The sequence below is a fragment of the Pleomorphomonas carboxyditropha genome (assembly GCF_002770725.1).
Taxonomy (GTDB): Bacteria; Pseudomonadota; Alphaproteobacteria; order Rhizobiales; family Pleomorphomonadaceae; genus Pleomorphomonas; species Pleomorphomonas carboxyditropha.
In genome coordinates, this window is record NZ_NQVN01000043.1 from 1 (window position 1) to 16,503 (window position 16,503).

Annotated in this window: 13 protein-coding genes; all 13 read left to right on the forward strand. The window is 65.1% G+C overall.

All coding sequences use genetic code 11. From position 1 onward, the window contains the following. Window positions 1-19 precede the first annotated feature (19 nt). The gene (gene secE / locus CJ014_RS26465; RefSeq protein WP_026782436.1) at window positions 20-217 is read left to right on the forward strand and encodes a preprotein translocase subunit SecE; all 198 of its coding nucleotides are present in this window, start codon (window positions 20-22) and stop codon (window positions 215-217) included. 26 nt (window positions 218-243) lie between these two features. Further along, a complete protein-coding gene (gene nusG / locus CJ014_RS26470; protein WP_100083497.1) occupies window positions 244-774 on the forward strand; it encodes a transcription termination/antitermination protein NusG in 531 nt (176 codons plus the stop codon). Between the two features lie 168 nt (window positions 775-942). Beyond that, a complete protein-coding gene (gene rplK / locus CJ014_RS26475; protein WP_100083498.1) occupies window positions 943-1,371 on the forward strand; it encodes a 50S ribosomal protein L11 in 429 nt (142 codons plus the stop codon). A gap of 5 nt (window positions 1,372-1,376) precedes the next feature. Continuing rightward, complete coding sequence (gene rplA / locus CJ014_RS26480) at window positions 1,377-2,081, forward strand: 50S ribosomal protein L1 (RefSeq protein WP_100083499.1); 705 nt, start codon at window positions 1,377-1,379, stop codon at window positions 2,079-2,081. Window positions 2,082-2,505: 424 nt separating this feature from the next. Next, complete coding sequence (gene rplJ / locus CJ014_RS26485) at window positions 2,506-3,024, forward strand: 50S ribosomal protein L10 (protein ID WP_100083500.1); 519 nt, start codon at window positions 2,506-2,508, stop codon at window positions 3,022-3,024. Window positions 3,025-3,081: 57 nt separating this feature from the next. Next, window positions 3,082-3,465, forward strand: a complete 384-nt coding sequence (rplL, locus tag CJ014_RS26490) for a 50S ribosomal protein L7/L12 (protein WP_100083501.1) — start codon at window positions 3,082-3,084, stop codon at window positions 3,463-3,465. Window positions 3,466-3,679: 214 nt separating this feature from the next. Then, complete coding sequence (gene rpoB, locus CJ014_RS26495; protein ID WP_100083502.1) at window positions 3,680-7,816, forward strand: DNA-directed RNA polymerase subunit beta; 4,137 nt, start codon at window positions 3,680-3,682, stop codon at window positions 7,814-7,816. 167 nt (window positions 7,817-7,983) lie between these two features. Beyond that, window positions 7,984-12,189: a DNA-directed RNA polymerase subunit beta' gene (gene rpoC, locus CJ014_RS26500; RefSeq protein WP_100083503.1), complete on the forward strand. Its 4,206-nt coding sequence runs from the start codon at window positions 7,984-7,986 to the stop codon at window positions 12,187-12,189. 221 nt (window positions 12,190-12,410) lie between these two features. After that, window positions 12,411-12,629, forward strand: a complete 219-nt coding sequence (locus CJ014_RS26505) for a type II toxin-antitoxin system HicB family antitoxin (protein ID WP_100083504.1) — start codon at window positions 12,411-12,413, stop codon at window positions 12,627-12,629. Between the two features lie 690 nt (window positions 12,630-13,319). Continuing rightward, entirely contained in the window at window positions 13,320-13,691 is a 372-nt protein-coding gene (gene rpsL / locus CJ014_RS26510; protein WP_026782429.1) for a 30S ribosomal protein S12, read from the forward strand. A gap of 68 nt (window positions 13,692-13,759) precedes the next feature. After that, window positions 13,760-14,230, forward strand: a complete 471-nt coding sequence (gene rpsG / locus CJ014_RS26515) for a 30S ribosomal protein S7 (protein WP_100083505.1) — start codon at window positions 13,760-13,762, stop codon at window positions 14,228-14,230. A 21-nt stretch (window positions 14,231-14,251) separates the two neighbouring features. Further along, on the forward strand, window positions 14,252-16,327 hold the full coding sequence (gene fusA, locus CJ014_RS26520; RefSeq protein WP_100083506.1) for an elongation factor G: 2,076 nt from the start codon (window positions 14,252-14,254) through the stop codon (window positions 16,325-16,327). Between the two features lie 51 nt (window positions 16,328-16,378). Further along, a partial coding sequence (locus tag CJ014_RS26525) for a GTP-binding protein (protein WP_237155033.1) occupies window positions 16,379-16,503 on the forward strand: 125 nt, incomplete at its 3' end.

Sequence of the window (16,503 nt, forward strand, 5' to 3'; positions counted from 1 at the left end):
GACCGTCATGAGTGGATGTATGGCCAAGACTAGCCCCCTTGAGTTTCTGCAGCAGGTTCGGACGGAGGCCAGCAAGGTCACCTGGCCGACCCGGCGCGAGACGGCGATCACGACGACCATGGTGTTCATCATGGCCATCCTCGCGGCGATCTTCTTCCTCGTCGCCGACATGATCATGAACTGGGGTGTCGGGTTGCTGCTCGGCCTCAGCGGCTGACGAACGACCGCCGAGGGAGCAACGACATGGCAAAACGCTGGTACATCGTGCACGCCTACTCGAATTTCGAGAAGAAGGTGGCCGACTCCATCAAGGAGCAGGCGCAGCAGCGCGGCCTCGCCCATCTCTTCGAGCAGGTGCTGGTGCCGACCGAGAGCATCACCGAGGTGCGTCGCGGCCGCAAGGTGGCGGCCGAGCGCAAGTTCTTCCCGGGCTATGTCCTGGTGCGCATGGACATGACCGACGAGGCCTACCACCTCATCAAGAACACGCCGAAGGTAACGGGCTTCCTGGGCTCCGACAACAAGCCGGTCCCCATTCCCGACCGCGAGGCCGAGCGCATCATGAATCAGGTCGAGGTTGGCGTCGAGCGGCCCAAGCCGTCCGTCAGCTTCGAGATCGGCGAGCAGGTCAAGGTGTCCGACGGCCCGTTCGCCTCCTTCTCCGGCCTCGTGGAAGAGGTGGACGAGGAGCGCAGCCGCCTCAAGGTGGCGGTGTCGATCTTCGGCCGCGCCACGCCGGTCGAGCTGGAATACGGTCAGGTCGAAAAGGTCTGACGCGAGTTTGCGGCGCCGGCCTGCCGGTGCCGCGTTCGCCGTCCGGTTCGCCGTGCGGCACCCACCCCGTGGGAGAGGGGCCCCGGCCATCGCCGCCGGGACATGGCCCTCCGACCACGAACCTGAAGGCGGACCGGCATTGCCGGCTGCGCCGACGAGGAGACAAAAATGGCGAAGAAGATCACCGGCTACCTGAAGCTTCAGGTGGCGGCCGGCGCGGCGACCCCGTCGCCGCCGATCGGCCCCGCGCTGGGTCAGCGCGGCCTCAACATCATGGAATTCTGCAAGGCGTTCAACGCGCAGACGCAGGGTATGGAAAAGGGCATGCCGATCCCGGTGCTCTTCACCATCTATGCCGACCGCTCGTTCACCTTCAAGCTCCGCACGCCGCCGATCACCTACTTCCTGAAGAAGGCGGCCGGTCTCGACAAGGGCTCGAAGACGCCGGGCACCGGCACTGCCGGCTCCGTCACCAAGGCGCAGGTGCGCGAAATCGCCGAGAAGAAGCTCGTCGACATGAACGCCACCTCCATCGACGCCGCCATGCTCATGGTCGAGGGCTCCGCCCGCTCCATGGGCCTCAAGATCGCGGAGTGACCGACATGGCCAAGCTTCCCAAGCGCGTCGCCGCCAGCCGCGAAGGCATCGATCGCAAGAAGTTCTACCCGCTGACCGAGGCCCTCGGCCTGATCAAGGAGCGCGCCACGGCGAAGTTCGACGAGACCGTCGAAGTCGCCATCAATCTCGGCGTCGATCCCCGTCATGCCGACCAGATGGTCCGCGGCGTCGTCCAGTTGCCGCACGGCACCGGCAAGACCGTCCGCGTCGCCGTGTTCGCCCGTGGCCTCAAGGCCGACGAGGCGACCGCCGCCGGAGCCGACATCGTCGGCGCCGAGGAACTGGTCGAGACCATCCAGAAGGGCGAGATCGCCTTCGACCGCTGCATCGCCACGCCGGACATGATGCCGCTGGTCGGCCGCCTCGGCAAGGTGCTCGGCCCGCGCGGCCTGATGCCGAACCCCAAGGTCGGCACCGTGACGCAGGACGTCGCCGCCGCCGTCAAGGCGTCGAAGGGTGGCGCCGTCGAGTTCCGCGTCGAGAAGGCGGGTATCGTCCACGCCGGCGTCGGCAAGGCGTCGTTCACCGCCGAGGCGCTGCTCGACAACGTGCGCGCCCTGGTCGATGCCGTCCAGAAGGCCAAGCCGACCGGTGCCAAGGGCACCTATCTGCAGCGCGTTTCGGTGTCCTCGACCATGGGTCCCGGCGTCAAGGTCGAGGTCGGCTCCCTGGGCGCCACCGCGTCCTGACGATGAATTCCGGCCCGCTCGCGGGCCGGCTGCTCCCAATTGGGAGCGATGAGTTTCCCGTCGGCTCCGGCCGGCGGGATCGGCGGCTTCCGGAAGGGCTCGTCCCCGAGGGAGGCTTCCGACCCTGTCCGAGATTGCGGGTGTCCGGCATCTGCCGCGACCTAAGCCATACGGACCGATCCCAGCCTCTGGGTGACGTCGGGGCCTGCATGAGACGGGAGTGAGATCCGTATGCATCCGAAGGACGGTCCGCCGTTCTTCCCATGACGAGTACCGGTTCGAACTCTTCCCTCCAGCCGCGCCGGTTTTCCGGGACGGGTTGGCGGACAGGCCGCGAACGTCGCGCCAAGGCCTATGGGCCAAGGCGTGGCAACAGCAACCTGACGATGGGGCGCAAGCCTTGTCGTTCATCTGGAGACAGGCCGTGGATAGAGCGGAAAAGCGGGAACTGATCGACGCACTCAACGCCTCGTTCAAGGGCGCGGGCGTCATCGTCGTGTCCCACTACCAAGGCCTTACCGTCGCTGACCTGCAGGCGTATCGCGCCCGCATGAGGGATGCCGGCGGCAAGGTCAAGGTCGCCAAGAACCGCCTCGCCAAGCTTGCTCTTCAAGGCACCGACGCCGAGCACATTGCCGACCTGTTCACGGGTCCGACCATCATCGCCTATTCGGCGGATCCGGTCGCGGCGTCCAAGGTCACCGTCGAGTACGCCAAGACCAACGACAAGCTCGTTGTCCTGGGCGGCGCTCTCGGCAAGACCAACCTCGATGCCAACGGCGTCAAGGCTCTCGCGAGCCTGCCGTCGCTGGACGAACTGCGCGCCAAGCTGCTGGGTATGATCAATACCCCGGCGACCCGCATCGCAGGCGTCCTGCAGGCGCCCGCGGGCCAGTTGGCCCGCGTGTTCGGGGCTTATGCCAAGAAGGACGAAGCGGCGTGAGGCCGTTCGACCTGAAACAAAAATCTGGTTCGAACCGTTACTGAAGGAAGAAGTGAAATGGCTGATCTTGCCAAGCTGGTTGATGAACTGTCGGCCCTGACCGTCCTGGAAGCCGCCGAGCTGTCCAAGCTCCTCGAAGAGAAGTGGGGCGTCTCGGCCGCCGCTCCGGTCGCCGTCGCCGCCCCCGGCGCCGCCGGTGGTGCCGCTCCGGCCGCCGCCGAGGAAGAGAAGACCGAGTTCGACGTCATCCTCGTCGATGCCGGCGACAAGAAGATCAACGTGATCAAGGAAGTCCGCGCCATCACCGGCCTCGGCCTCAAGGAAGCCAAGGACCTGGTCGAAGGCGCTCCGAAGCCGGTCAAGGAAGCCGTTGCCAAGGACGAGGCCGCCAAGATCAAGAAGCAGCTCGAAGAAGCTGGCGCCAAGGTCGACGTCAAGTAATCGACCTTGCAATTCTGACGGTGGGCGGCTCGACAAAATCGGGCCGCCCAACGGTTGTTTTTGAGATGGCCTTTTTTTGGCCCGAATCGGATCGAATTGGCTAAAGACTTGGCCTGTCGGTCGACGGTCGGTTTGTCCCGAGCCCTTCGGCGACGTCTAGAACGTTGCGTTTCAAAGGGTTCCGGTCTGCCGATCACGGTGTACGAGGGAAGCAATGGCGCAAACGTTCAACGGCCGCAGGCGTGTCCGCAAGTTCTTCGGAGACATCCGGGAAGTTGCCGAGATGCCGAACCTGATCGAGGTCCAGAAGGCGTCCTACGACCAGTTCCTCATGGTGGAGGAGCCCAAGGGCGGACGTCCGGAGGAGGGCCTCCAGGCCGTTTTCAAGTCTGTTTTCCCGATTTCCGACTTCGCCGGCACGGCGTTCCTCGAATTCGTCCGCTACGAGTTCGAGGCGCCGAAGTATGACGTCGACGAGTGCCGTCAGCGCGGCATGACCTTCGCCGCGCCGCTCAAGGTGACGCTGCGCCTCATCGTGTTCGATGTCGACGAGGATACCGGCGCCAAGTCGGTGAAGGACATCAAGGAGCAGGACGTCTACATGGGCGACATGCCGCTCATGACCGACAACGGCACCTTCATCGTCAACGGCACCGAGCGCGTCATCGTCTCGCAGATGCACCGTTCGCCGGGCGTGTTCTTCGACCACGACAAGGGCAAGAGCCACTCGTCGGGCAAGCTGCTGTTCGCCGCCCGCATCATCCCCTACCGCGGTTCCTGGCTCGACATCGAGTTCGACGCCAAGGACATCGTCTACGCGCGCATCGACCGCCGCCGCAAGATTCCGGTGACGAGCCTGATGTTCGCCCTCGGCCTCGACGGCGAGGAAATCCTCGACACCTTCTACAACAAGATCATCTACGAGCGCGCCAAGGACGGCTGGCGCATGCCCTACGACGCCAACCGCATGAAGGGCATGAAGGCGGTCGCCGACCTCATCGACGCCGACACCGGCGAAGTGGTGGTCGGGGCCGGCCGCAAGCTGACCGCCCGCGCCGCCCGCCAGCTCGCCGAGAAGGGCCTCAAGGCCCTGAAGGTGACCGACGAGGAGCTCGAGGGCCTCTACATCGCCGAAGACGTCGTCAACATGCAGACGGGCGAGATCTACGCCGAGGCCGGCGACGAGATCACCCCGAAGATGCTGGCGCTGCTCGCCGATCTCGGCATCGACGAGCTGCCGCTGCTCGACATCGACCACGTCAACACCGGCGCCTACATCCGCAACACGCTGGCCGTCGACAAGAACGAGTCGCGCGAGGGCGCGCTGTTCGACATCTACCGCGTCATGCGTCCGGGCGAGCCGCCGACCATCGACACCGCCGAGGCGATGTTCAAGTCGCTGTTCTTCGACGCCGAGCGCTACGACCTCAGCGCCGTCGGCCGCGTCAAGATGAACATGCGCCTCGACCTCCAGTGCCCGGATACCGTCCGTATCCTGCGCAAGGAGGATATCCTCGCCGTCATCAAGACGCTCGTCGAGCTGCGCGACGGCAAGGGCGAGATCGACGACATCGACAACCTCGGCAACCGCCGCGTCCGCTCGGTCGGCGAGCTGATGGAGAACCAGTATCGCGTCGGCCTCCTGCGCATGGAGCGCGCCATCAAGGAGCGCATGAGCTCGGTCGACATCGACACGGTGATGCCGCAGGACCTGATCAACGCCAAGCCGGCGGCCGCCGCCGTGCGCGAGTTCTTCGGCTCGTCGCAGCTCAGCCAGTTCATGGACCAGACCAACCCGCTGTCCGAGATCACCCACAAGCGCCGCCTGTCGGCCCTTGGCCCGGGCGGTCTGACCCGCGAGCGCGCCGGCTTCGAGGTCCGCGACGTGCATACGACGCACTACGGCCGCATCTGCCCGATCGAGACGCCGGAAGGCCCGAACATCGGCCTGATCAACTCGCTCGCCACCTTCGCCCGCGTCAACAAGTACGGCTTCATCGAGAGCCCCTACCGTATCGTCGAGGACGATCGGGTGACCGACAAGGTCGTCTATCTCTCGGCGATGGAGGAGAGCAAGTACACGGTCGCCCAGGCCAATGCCGAGCTGGATACCGAAGGCCGTTTCGTCAACGACCTGGTCATCTCCCGCCATGCCGGCGAGACGGCTGCGGTCGCCAAGGAACGCGTCGACCTGATGGACGTGTCGCCCAAGCAGGTGGTGTCCGTCGCCGCGGCGCTGATCCCGTTCCTCGAGAACGACGACGCCAACCGCGCGCTGATGGGCTCGAACATGCAGCGTCAGGCCGTGCCGCTGGTGCGCGCCGAAGCGCCGTTCGTCGGCACCGGCATGGAGCCGGTGGTGGCGCGCGACTCCGGCGCCGCCATCGCCGCCAAGCGCGGCGGCGTCATCGACCAGGTGGACGCCACCCGTATCGTCATCCGCGCCACCGAGGACCTCGACCCGTCGAAGTCCGGCGTCGACATCTACCGCCTGATGAAGTTCCAGCGCTCCAACCAGTCGACCTGCATCAACCAGCGTCCGCTGGTGCGCGTCGGCGACGTGGTGGCCAAGGGCGACATCATCGCCGACGGTCCGTCGACCGACCTCGGCGACCTGGCGCTCGGCCGCAACGTGCTGGTCGCCTTCATGCCGTGGAACGGCTACAACTACGAGGACTCGATCCTTCTCTCCGAGAAGATCGTCGCCGAGGACGTGTTCACCTCGATCCACATCGAGGAGTTCGAGGTGATGGCCCGCGACACCAAGCTGGGTCCCGAGGAAATCACCCGCGACATCCCGAACGTGTCGGAAGAGGCGCTGAAGAACCTCGACGAGGCCGGCATCGTCTACATCGGCGCCGAGGTGCAGGCCGGCGACATCCTGGTCGGCAAGATCACGCCGAAGGGCGAAAGCCCGATGACGCCGGAAGAGAAGCTGCTGCGCGCCATCTTCGGCGAGAAGGCGTCGGACGTGCGCGACACCTCGCTGCGCGTGCCGCCGGGCGTCACCGGCACCATCGTCGAAGTGCGCGTGTTCAACCGCCACGGCGTCGAGAAGGACGAGCGCGCCATGGCGATCGAGCGCGAGGAGATCGAGCGCCTCGCCAAGGACCGCGACGACGAGCAGGCCATCCTCGACCGTAACGTCTACGGCCGCCTGATGGACATGCTGATCGGCAAGACCGGCGTCGGCGGCCCCAAGGGCTTCAAGAAGGACACCCTTCTCGACCAGGAGAAGCTCGAGGAGTTCCCGCGCTCCCAGTGGTGGCAGTTCGCCCTCGAAAGCGAGCAGGCCATGGGCGAGATCGAGGCCCTCAGGAAGCAGTATGACGAGAGCCGCAAGCGGCTCGAGCAGCGCTTCATCGACAAGGTGGAGAAGCTGCAGCGCGGCGACGAGCTGCCGCCGGGCGTCATGAAGATGGTCAAGATCTTCGTCGCCGTGAAGCGCAAGATCCAGCCGGGCGACAAGATGGCCGGCCGTCACGGCAACAAGGGCGTCGTGTCGCGCATCGTGCCGGTGGAAGACATGCCGTTCCTCGAGGACGGCACCCATGTCGACATCGTGCTCAACCCGCTCGGCGTGCCGTCGCGCATGAACGTCGGCCAGATCCTCGAGACCCATCTCGGCTGGGCCTGCGCCGGCATGGGCCGCAAGATCGGCGAGATGCTGGAAGCCTACCGGCACAGCCAGGAGATCGAGCCGCTGCGCGAGCTGGTGGTCGACACCTTCAAGGGGTCGCCCAAGACCGAGGACATCGGCGCCTACAGCGACGACGAGGTGGTGCTTCTCGCCAATCAGGTGAAGAAGGGCATCTCGATCGCCACGCCGGTGTTCGATGGCGCCCGCGAGCCGGACATCAACGCGCTGCTCGCCAAGGCGGGGGTGAACACCTCCGGCCAGTCGGTGCTCTACGATGGCCGTACCGGCGAGCCGTTCGACCGCAAGGTCACCGTGGGCTACATCTACATGCTGAAGCTCCACCACCTCGTGGACGACAAGATCCACGCCCGTTCGATCGGCCCCTACAGCCTCGTCACCCAGCAGCCGCTGGGCGGCAAGGCGCAGTTCGGCGGCCAGCGCTTCGGCGAAATGGAGGTGTGGGCGCTCGAAGCCTACGGCGCGGCCTACACGCTGCAGGAGATGCTGACGGTGAAGTCGGACGACGTGGCCGGCCGCACCAAGGTCTACGAGGCGATCGTCCGCGGCGACGAGGCCTTCGAGTCCGGCATCCCCGAGAGCTTCAACGTTCTGGTCAAGGAGATGCGTTCGCTCGGCCTCAACGTCGAGCTCATCAACTCCAAGGAACACGCCGTTCTCGGCGACGAGCGGCCCCAGGACGCGGCGGAGTGATCCGGCGCGCCTAACGACGGAAATGCCTTGAGCTGTCGGCGCGCAAGCGCCGGCAGTTCGGCGCGTCCGGAAACTGGCGTCAGGCGGCGCCTTCGGAATTTTTCATGCGGCCCCCGCCGGCGAGGCGGACAGACGGCGGTCGGGCGGCATCACAGGAGAACGAGCCGATGAACCAAGAGGTCATGAACCTTTTCAACGCACAGGCTCCCGTGCAGGTCTTCGACCAGATCAAGATCTCCCTCGCTTCCCCCGAGAAGATCCTGTCCTGGTCCTATGGCGAGATCAAGAAGCCCGAGACCATCAACTACCGTACCTTCAAGCCCGAGCGCGACGGCCTGTTCTGCGCCCGCATCTTCGGGCCGATCAAGGACTACGAGTGCTTGTGCGGCAAGTACAAGCGCATGAAGTACAAGGGCGTCATCTGCGAGAAGTGCGGCGTCGAGGTGACGCTGTCGCGCGTGCGCCGCGAGCGCATGGGCCACATCGAGCTCGCCGCGCCCGTCGCCCACATCTGGTTCCTGAAGTCGCTGCCGAGCCGGATCGGTCTGCTGCTCGACATGCCGCTCAAGGACCTCGAGCGCATCCTCTACTTCGAAAACTACGTCGTCACCGAGCCGGGCCTCACCCCTCTCAAGCAGCATCAGCTCCTCACCGAAGAGGACTACATGCGCGCCCAGGAGGAGTATGGCGAGGATACCTTCACCGCGCTGATCGGCGCCGAGGCGATCCGCGAGCTGCTGCAGTCGCTCGACCTCGCCAAGCTGGCCGAGAAGCTGCGCCAGGAGATCGCCGAGTCGACCTCCGAGCTGAAGCCCAAGAAGCTCGCCAAGCGCGTCAACATCATCGAGGCCTTCATCCAGTCGGGCAACAAGCCCGAGTGGATGGTGATGAGCGTCATCCCGGTCATCCCGCCGGACCTGCGTCCGCTGGTGCCGCTGGACGGCGGCCGCTTCGCGACCTCCGACCTCAACGACCTCTACCGCCGCGTCATCAACCGCAACAACCGCCTGAAGCGCCTCATCGAGCTGCGCGCGCCGGACATCATCATCCGCAACGAAAAGCGCATGCTGCAGGAGTCCGTCGACGCGCTGTTCGACAACGGCCGCCGCGGCCGCGTCATCACCGGCGCCAACAAGCGGCCGCTGAAGTCGCTCAGCGACATGCTGAAGGGCAAGCAGGGCCGCTTCCGCCAGAACCTGCTCGGCAAGCGCGTCGACTATTCCGGCCGTTCGGTCATCGTGGTCGGCCCCGAGATGAAGCTGCACCAGTGCGGCCTGCCGAAGAAGATGGCGCTGGAGCTGTTCAAGCCGTTCATCTACTCGCGCCTCGACGCCAAGGGCTTCTCCTCGACGGTGAAGCAGGCCAAGAAGCTGGTGGAGAAGGAGCGTCCGGAAGTCTGGGATATCCTCGACGAGGTGATCCGCGAGCATCCGGTGATGCTGAACCGCGCCCCGACGCTGCACCGCCTGGGCATCCAGGCCTTCGAGCCGATCCTGATCGAGGGCAAGGCGATCCAGCTGCATCCGCTGGTCTGCTCGGCCTTCAACGCCGACTTCGACGGCGACCAGATGGCCGTGCACGTGCCGCTCAGCCTCGAGGCCCAGCTCGAGGCCCGCGTGCTGATGATGTCGACCAACAACATCCTGCACCCGGCCAACGGCGCGCCGATCATCGTTCCCTCGCAGGACATCGTGCTCGGCCTCTACTACCTGTCGATCATGAACGACGGCGAGCCGGGCGAGGGCATGGCCTTCGCCGACTTCGGCGAGCTGCAGCATGCGCTCGACACCGGCGCCGTGACGCTGCACTCCAAGGTGCGCGGCCGCTTCAAGACGGTCGACAAGGACGGCAACCCGGTCTCCAGGATCTACGAGACCACGCCGGGCCGCATGATGATCGGCCAGTTGCTGCCCAAGCACCACAACGTGCCGTACGATCTCTGCAACGAGCTGATGACCAAGAAGAAGATCTCGGCGATGATCGACGCCGTCTACCGCCATTGCGGCCAGAAGGAGTCGGTGATCTTCTGCGACAAGATCATGGCCCTCGGCTTCAAGGAGGCCTGCAACGCCGGCATCTCCTTCGGCAAGGACGACATGGTCATCCCGGAGACCAAGGCCAACCTCGTCGGCGAGACGCTGGCGCTGGTCAACGACTACGAGCAGCAGTACTCCGACGGCCTGATCACCCAGGGCGAGAAGTACAACAAGGTGGTCGACGCCTGGGCCAAGTGCACCGACAAGGTCGCCGAGGAGATGATGAAGCGCATCTCCTCCGTGCAGAAGGACGACGCCGGCCGCACCAAGCCGATGAACTCCATCTACATGATGAGCCACTCGGGCGCCCGCGGTTCGCCGGCCCAGATGAAGCAGCTCGCCGGCATGCGCGGCCTGATGGCCAAGCCGTCGGGCGAGATCATCGAGACGCCGATCATCTCGAACTTCAAGGAAGGCCTGTCCGTGATGGAGTACTTCAACTCCACGCACGGCGCCCGCAAGGGCCTGGCCGACACGGCGCTCAAGACCGCCAACTCGGGCTACCTCACCCGTCGTCTCGTCGACGTGGCGCAGGACTGCATCATCACCGAGACCGATTGCGGCGCCGAGGACCAGGGCCTCAGGATGCAGGCGATCGTCGACGCCGGCCAGGTGGTGGCGACGCTCGGCGCCCGTATCCTCGGCCGCACGGCGGCGGAGGACGTCACCGTGCCGGCCACCGGCGAGGTGCTGGTGGAGAAGGGCAAGCTGATCGAGGAGCGCGACGTCGAGCGTATCGAGAAGTCCGGCATCCAGTCGGTGAAGATCCGCTCGGTGCTGACCTGCGGCACCAAGATCGGCGTCTGCGCCAAGTGCTACGGTCGCGACCTGGCGCGCGGCACGCCCGTCAACATGGGCGAGGCCGTCGGCGTCATCGCCGCCCAGTCGATCGGCGAGCCGGGCACCCAGCTCACCATGCGCACCTTCCACATCGGTGGCACGGCGCAGGTGGTGGATAGCTCGTTCATCGAATCGACCATCGAAGGCACGGTCAAGATCCGCAATCGCAACGTCGTGCGCGACAGCGAGGGCAAGCTCATCGCCATGGGCCGCAACCTCGCCGTGGTGCTGGTCGACGAGGCCGGCAACGAGCGCTCGACCCATCGCGTGGTCTACGGCTCGCGCCTGCACGTCGACGACGGCGACAAGATCAAGCGCGGCCAGCGTCTTGCCGAGTGGGACCCCTACACCCGCCCGGTGCTGACCGACGTCGACGGCGTCGTCGGCTACGAGGATCTGGTCGAAGGCGCCTCGGTATCGGAGACCACCGACGAGGCGACCGGCATCACCAAGCGCGTCGTCATCGACTGGCGCGGCTCGGCCCGTACGTCGGACCTCAAGCCGGCCATCATCGTCAAGGACGCCAACGGCAAGATCGGCAAGCCGCAGAAGGGCGGCGACGCCCGCTACCTGCTCAGCCCCGACGCCATCCTGTCGGTCGAGCCGGGTTCGAAGGTGCATGCCGGCGACGTGCTCGCCCGCATCCCGCTCGAAAGCGCCAAGACGCGCGACATCACCGGCGGTCTGCCGCGCGTCGCCGAGCTGTTCGAGGCCCGTCGTCCGAAGGATCACGCCATCATCGCCGAGATCGACGGCACCATCCGCTTCGGCCGCGACTACAAGAACAAGCGCCGCGTGCTGATCGAGCCGCACGACGCCAGCCTCGAGCCGCGCGAGTACCTGATCCCCAAGACCAAGAACTTCCACCTGCAGGAAGGCGACGTGGTCGAGAAGGGCGATTACATCGTCGACGGCAACCCGGCGCCGCACGACATCCTGGCCATCAAGGGCGTGGAGGCGCTGGCCGCCTACCTCGTCAACGAGATCCAGGAAGTCTACCGGTTGCAGGGCGTGGTGATCAACGACAAGCACATCGAGGTGATCGTTCGCCAGATGCTGCAGAAGGTCGAGGTCACCGAGGGCGGCGACACCGACCTGATGGGCGGCGACCAGGTGGACAAGCTCGAATTCGAGCAGATCAACGAGAGGGCGGTCTCCGACGGCAAGCGGCCGGCGGTTGCCCACCCGATCCTCCTGGGCATCACCAAGGCCAGCCTGCAGACCCGCTCCTTCATCTCGGCGGCGTCCTTCCAGGAGACCACCCGCGTCCTCACCGAGGCGGCGGTCAACGGCAAGGTCGACACCCTCGAAGGCCTCAAGGAGAACGTCATCGTCGGCCGCCTGATCCCGGCCGGTACCGGCTCGCTGATGAGCCGCATCCGCCAGGTGGCGATGCGCCGCGACGAGCTGATCCTCGAGGAGCGCCGCAAGGACGCCCTCGGCGAGGGCGTCGAGGTGCCTGCCGGCGAAGTGGACCGGATCGGCTCCGAGGTCTGAGCGGTCAGATCCGAAGTTGAAAGGGCGCGGCGTTCCGGAAGGGGCGCCGCGCCTTTTGTTTGCGGACCATCCGGATTCGCGGTTGGCAAAAGCGCGAAAGAGGGCAGGTCCGGGATCGATACGGCCCACGGCCTTGAACATGACCGTTTCTTCCCAACGCCGGTCAAGGTGATATACAGTCGCAAGTCGGTCGCCTTTGTTGACGCCGTGAGGGCCTTGGGATGAATGCCTATCCGATCGTGATCGAACCGCTTGCGCCGGAAGACGGCGGCGGCTTCGTTGCGATCGTGCCCGACCTTCCCGGCTGCATGTCGGATGGCGAGACGCCGGTGGAGGCCGTCGCCAACGTTCAGGATGCCATCGTCCAATGGATCGAGACCGCTCGGGATCTCGGCCATAAGGTGCCCGAGCCGTCCAGAAAGCTCGCCCTCGCGGGTTGACCAATCCCCGCATCGCCGTTGATGGTTCGTCGGCACGCTCGCCGCGGCGATCGGCTTGTTTTCCGGATTCGCGGGCAGCGGATTCGCAGATAACGGATTCGCGGACGACGGATTCGTTTGTACCGCTGCGTATTCGCGGAAAGCCTTGCACGGTGCCGGCTTGGGTCACCGATTGCGGGTACGGATTCGTATTTCCGGCCGTTAGGGCCGGCGATGGACGAGATGCGCATTGCATTTGTTGCGTCGGAAGGGCTATGAATTGCCGCTTCGTGCTCGCGCGGAGGGCAGGGCGGCCGGAAGGCCGGCATTTCCGGGTTTTTTGCGCGGCCGGCTTGACGGTTGGGGATAGTTTGAGTAGTGTCCGCGCCACTTGAAGAGTTGGTCTGTAACGCGTGATCGATCACTGGTCCTTAAGCCCTTGATCAAGCATCGTTAAACGCAGCTCGTTCCACTGGTGGTGAAAGCTGTTGTACGCACGAACGGTGCCGCGCAGGCATTGTTCCTCTGCTTTCCGCCGCGCCGGACGTGAGATTTCACGTTATCGGCGCGCTTCGTTTTGTGCGGGCGGGGTGCGGAGAGCTGCGAATTCGGTCAGGGAGCTGGCCTGTCGCCTCGGTTTGGGCGGCGGCCGGCTCTGAAGGAAGTGAAGTTCCGGTTTTAAGTTCCGGACGTTTGGATTGAAGGTGAAGGATGCCGACGATCAATCAGTTGATCCGTAACCCGCGCGTGGCGCCGGTTTACCGCGAGAAGGCCCGCCATCTCGAGGCTTGCCCTCAGAAGCGCGGCGTCTGCACGCGCGTCTACACGACGACCCCGAAGAAGCCGAACTCGGCCCTTCGCAAGGTCGCCAAGGTTCGTCTGACCAACGGCTACGAGGTCATCGGCTACATCCCCGGCGAAGGTCACAACCTTCAGGAGCACTCGGTCGTCATGATCCGCGGCGGCCGCGTCAAGGACCTTCCCGGCGTGCGCTATCACATCCTCCGCGGCGTGCTCGACACGCAGGGCGTCAAGAACCGCAAGCAGCGCCGCTCGAAGTACGGCGCCAAGCGTCCGAAGTGATCCCTGGCCGGATCTGTGCGTGAAGCCGGATCCGGTCGGTCTTATTTTGCTATACCCGGAGACGAAGTATGTCCCGTCGTCACAGTGCAGAGAAGCGCGAGATCAATCCCGATCCGAAGTTCGGTGATATCGTCGTTTCCAAGTTCATGAACTCGATCATGCAGGACGGCAAGAAGTCGGTTGCCGAGGCGATCGTCTATGGTGCCTTCGACAGCATCGAGACCCGCACCCGCCAGAGCCCGGTCCAGACCTTCCATCAGGCGCTTCACAACGTGATGCCGCAGATCGAGGTTCGGTCGCGCCGCGTCGGTGGTGCCACCTACCAGGTCCCGGTCGAAGTCCGCGCCGAGCGTCGTCAGGCCCTTGCCATCCGCTGGCTGATCACTGCCGCTCGCGGCCGCAACGAGAAGACGATGATCGATCGTCTGTCGGGCGAGCTGATGGATGCCGCCAACAACCGCGGTACCGCCGTCAAGAAGCGCGAGGACACGCACCGGATGGCCGAGGCCAACCGCGCCTTCTCGCATTATCGCTGGTAAGCCGGACAGGCGGAGACGATCATGGCTCGTACGCATAAGCTCGAGGACTACCGCAACTTCGGCATCATGGCCCACATCGACGCGGGCAAGACGACGACGACGGAACGCGTCCTCTACTACTCGGGCAAGTCCCACAAGATCGGCGAAGTGCACGACGGCGCTGCCACCATGGACTACATGGAGCAGGAGCAGGAGCGCGGCATCACCATCACGTCGGCTGCCACCACCACCTTCTGGAACGGCAAGCGCCTCAACATCATCGACACCCCAGGCCACGTCGACTTCACCATCGAGGTCGAGCGTTCGCTGCGCGTGCTCGACGGTGCCGTCTGCGTGCTGGACTCCAACCAGGGCGTCGAGCCGCAGACCGAGACGGTGTGGCGCCAGGGCGACAAGTACAACGTGCCGCGCATCGTCTTCTGCAACAAGATGGACAAGACCGGCGCCAACTTCGACCAGTGCCTCAGCGACATCAAGACGCGCCTCGGCGCCCGTCCGATCGCCCTGCAGCTGCCGATCGGCTCGGAAGCCAACTTCAAGGGCATCGTCGACCTCATCCGCATGAAGGCGGTCGTGTGGGAAGACGAGCAGCTCGGCGCCAAGTTCCACGACGAAGAGATCCCGGCCGACATGCTCGAGCGTGCCAAGGAAGCGCGCGCCGAGCTGATCGAGGCTGCCGTCGAATTGGACGACGACGCCATGGAGGCCTACCTCGAGGGCAACGAGCCCGACGAGGCGACCCTCAAGAAGCTGATCCGCAAGGCGGTTCTGGTGTCGGCCTGGTTCCCGGTGCTCGCCGGCTCGGCCTTCAAGAACAAGGGCGTGCAGACGCTGCTCGACGCCGTCGTCGATTACCTGCCGTCGCCGGTCGACGTGCCGCCGACCAAGGGCATCGATCCGAAGACGGAAGAGGAAGTCGTCCGTCATTCGACCGACGACGAGCCGCTTTCGATGCTCGCCTTCAAGATCATCGAAGATCCCTATGGCGTGCTGACCTTCGCCCGCGTCTATTCGGGCGTGCTGACCAAGGGTTCGACCGTCCTGAACTCGACCCGCGAGAAGCGCGAGCGCATCGGCCGCATGGTGCAGATGCACGCCGACACCCGCGAGGACGTCGAGGAAGCCCGCGCCGGCGACATCGTCGCCTTCGTCGGCCTCAAGGACACCCGCACCGGCGACACGCTCTGCGATCCGCTGAAGCCGGTCATCCTCGAGAAGATGGAATTCCCCGAGCCGGTCATCGAGATGGCCGTCGAGGCCGCCACCAAGAGCGAGCAGGAGAAGCTCTCCATCGCCCTGCAGAAGCTGGCCTCCGAGGATCCGTCCTTCCGCGTCTCGACCGATCAGGAGTCGGGCCAGACGATCATCAAGGGCATGGGCGAGCTGCATCTCGACATCAAGATCGACATCCTGCGTCGCGCCCCGCACAACATCAAGGTCAACGTCGGCGCGCCGCAGGTGGCCTATCGCGAGACCATCCGCAAGGCGACCGAGGTCGACTACACCCACAAGAAGCAGACCGGCGGTACCGGCCAGTTCGCCAAGGTGAAGTTCATCGTCGAGCCGAACGAGGTCGGCAAGGGCTTCACGTTCGAGAACAAGATCATCGGCGGCGTGGTTCCCAAGGAATACATCCCCGGCGTCGAAAAGGGCCTGAACTCGGTGATGACCTCCGGTCCGCTCGCCGGCTTCCCGGTGGTCGACGTCAAGGTGACGCTGGTCGACGGCGCCTACCATGAGGTGGACTCCTCGGCCATCGCCTTCGAAATCGCTTCCCGCGCCGCTCTGCGCGAAGCCATCGAGAGGGCCTCGCCCGCGCTCCTCGAGCCGGTGATGAAGGTCGAGATCGTGTCGCCGGAAGAATACGTCGGTTCCGTCATCGGCGACGTCAACTCCCGTCGCGGCCAGATCCAGGGCCAGGACATGCGCGGCAACGCCAATGTCATCACGGCCTTCGTTCCGCTCGCCAACATGTTCGGCTACGTGAACCAGCTCCGCTCGATGAGCCAGGGCCGTGCCAGCTACACCATGCAGTTCGACCACTACGAGCAGGTCCCGGCTGCGGTCGCCCAGGAAGTCCAGGCCAAGTACGCCTGAGTTCCCGACCGCTGACCTCACCCGCTTATACGAGACAAAGGAAGATATCCGATGGCCAAGGAAAAGTTTTCGCGGACGAAGCCGCACTGCAACATCGGCACGATCGGTCACGTTGACCATGGCAAGACGTCGCTGACTGCGGCGATCACCAAGGTTCTGGCCGAGACGGGCGGTGC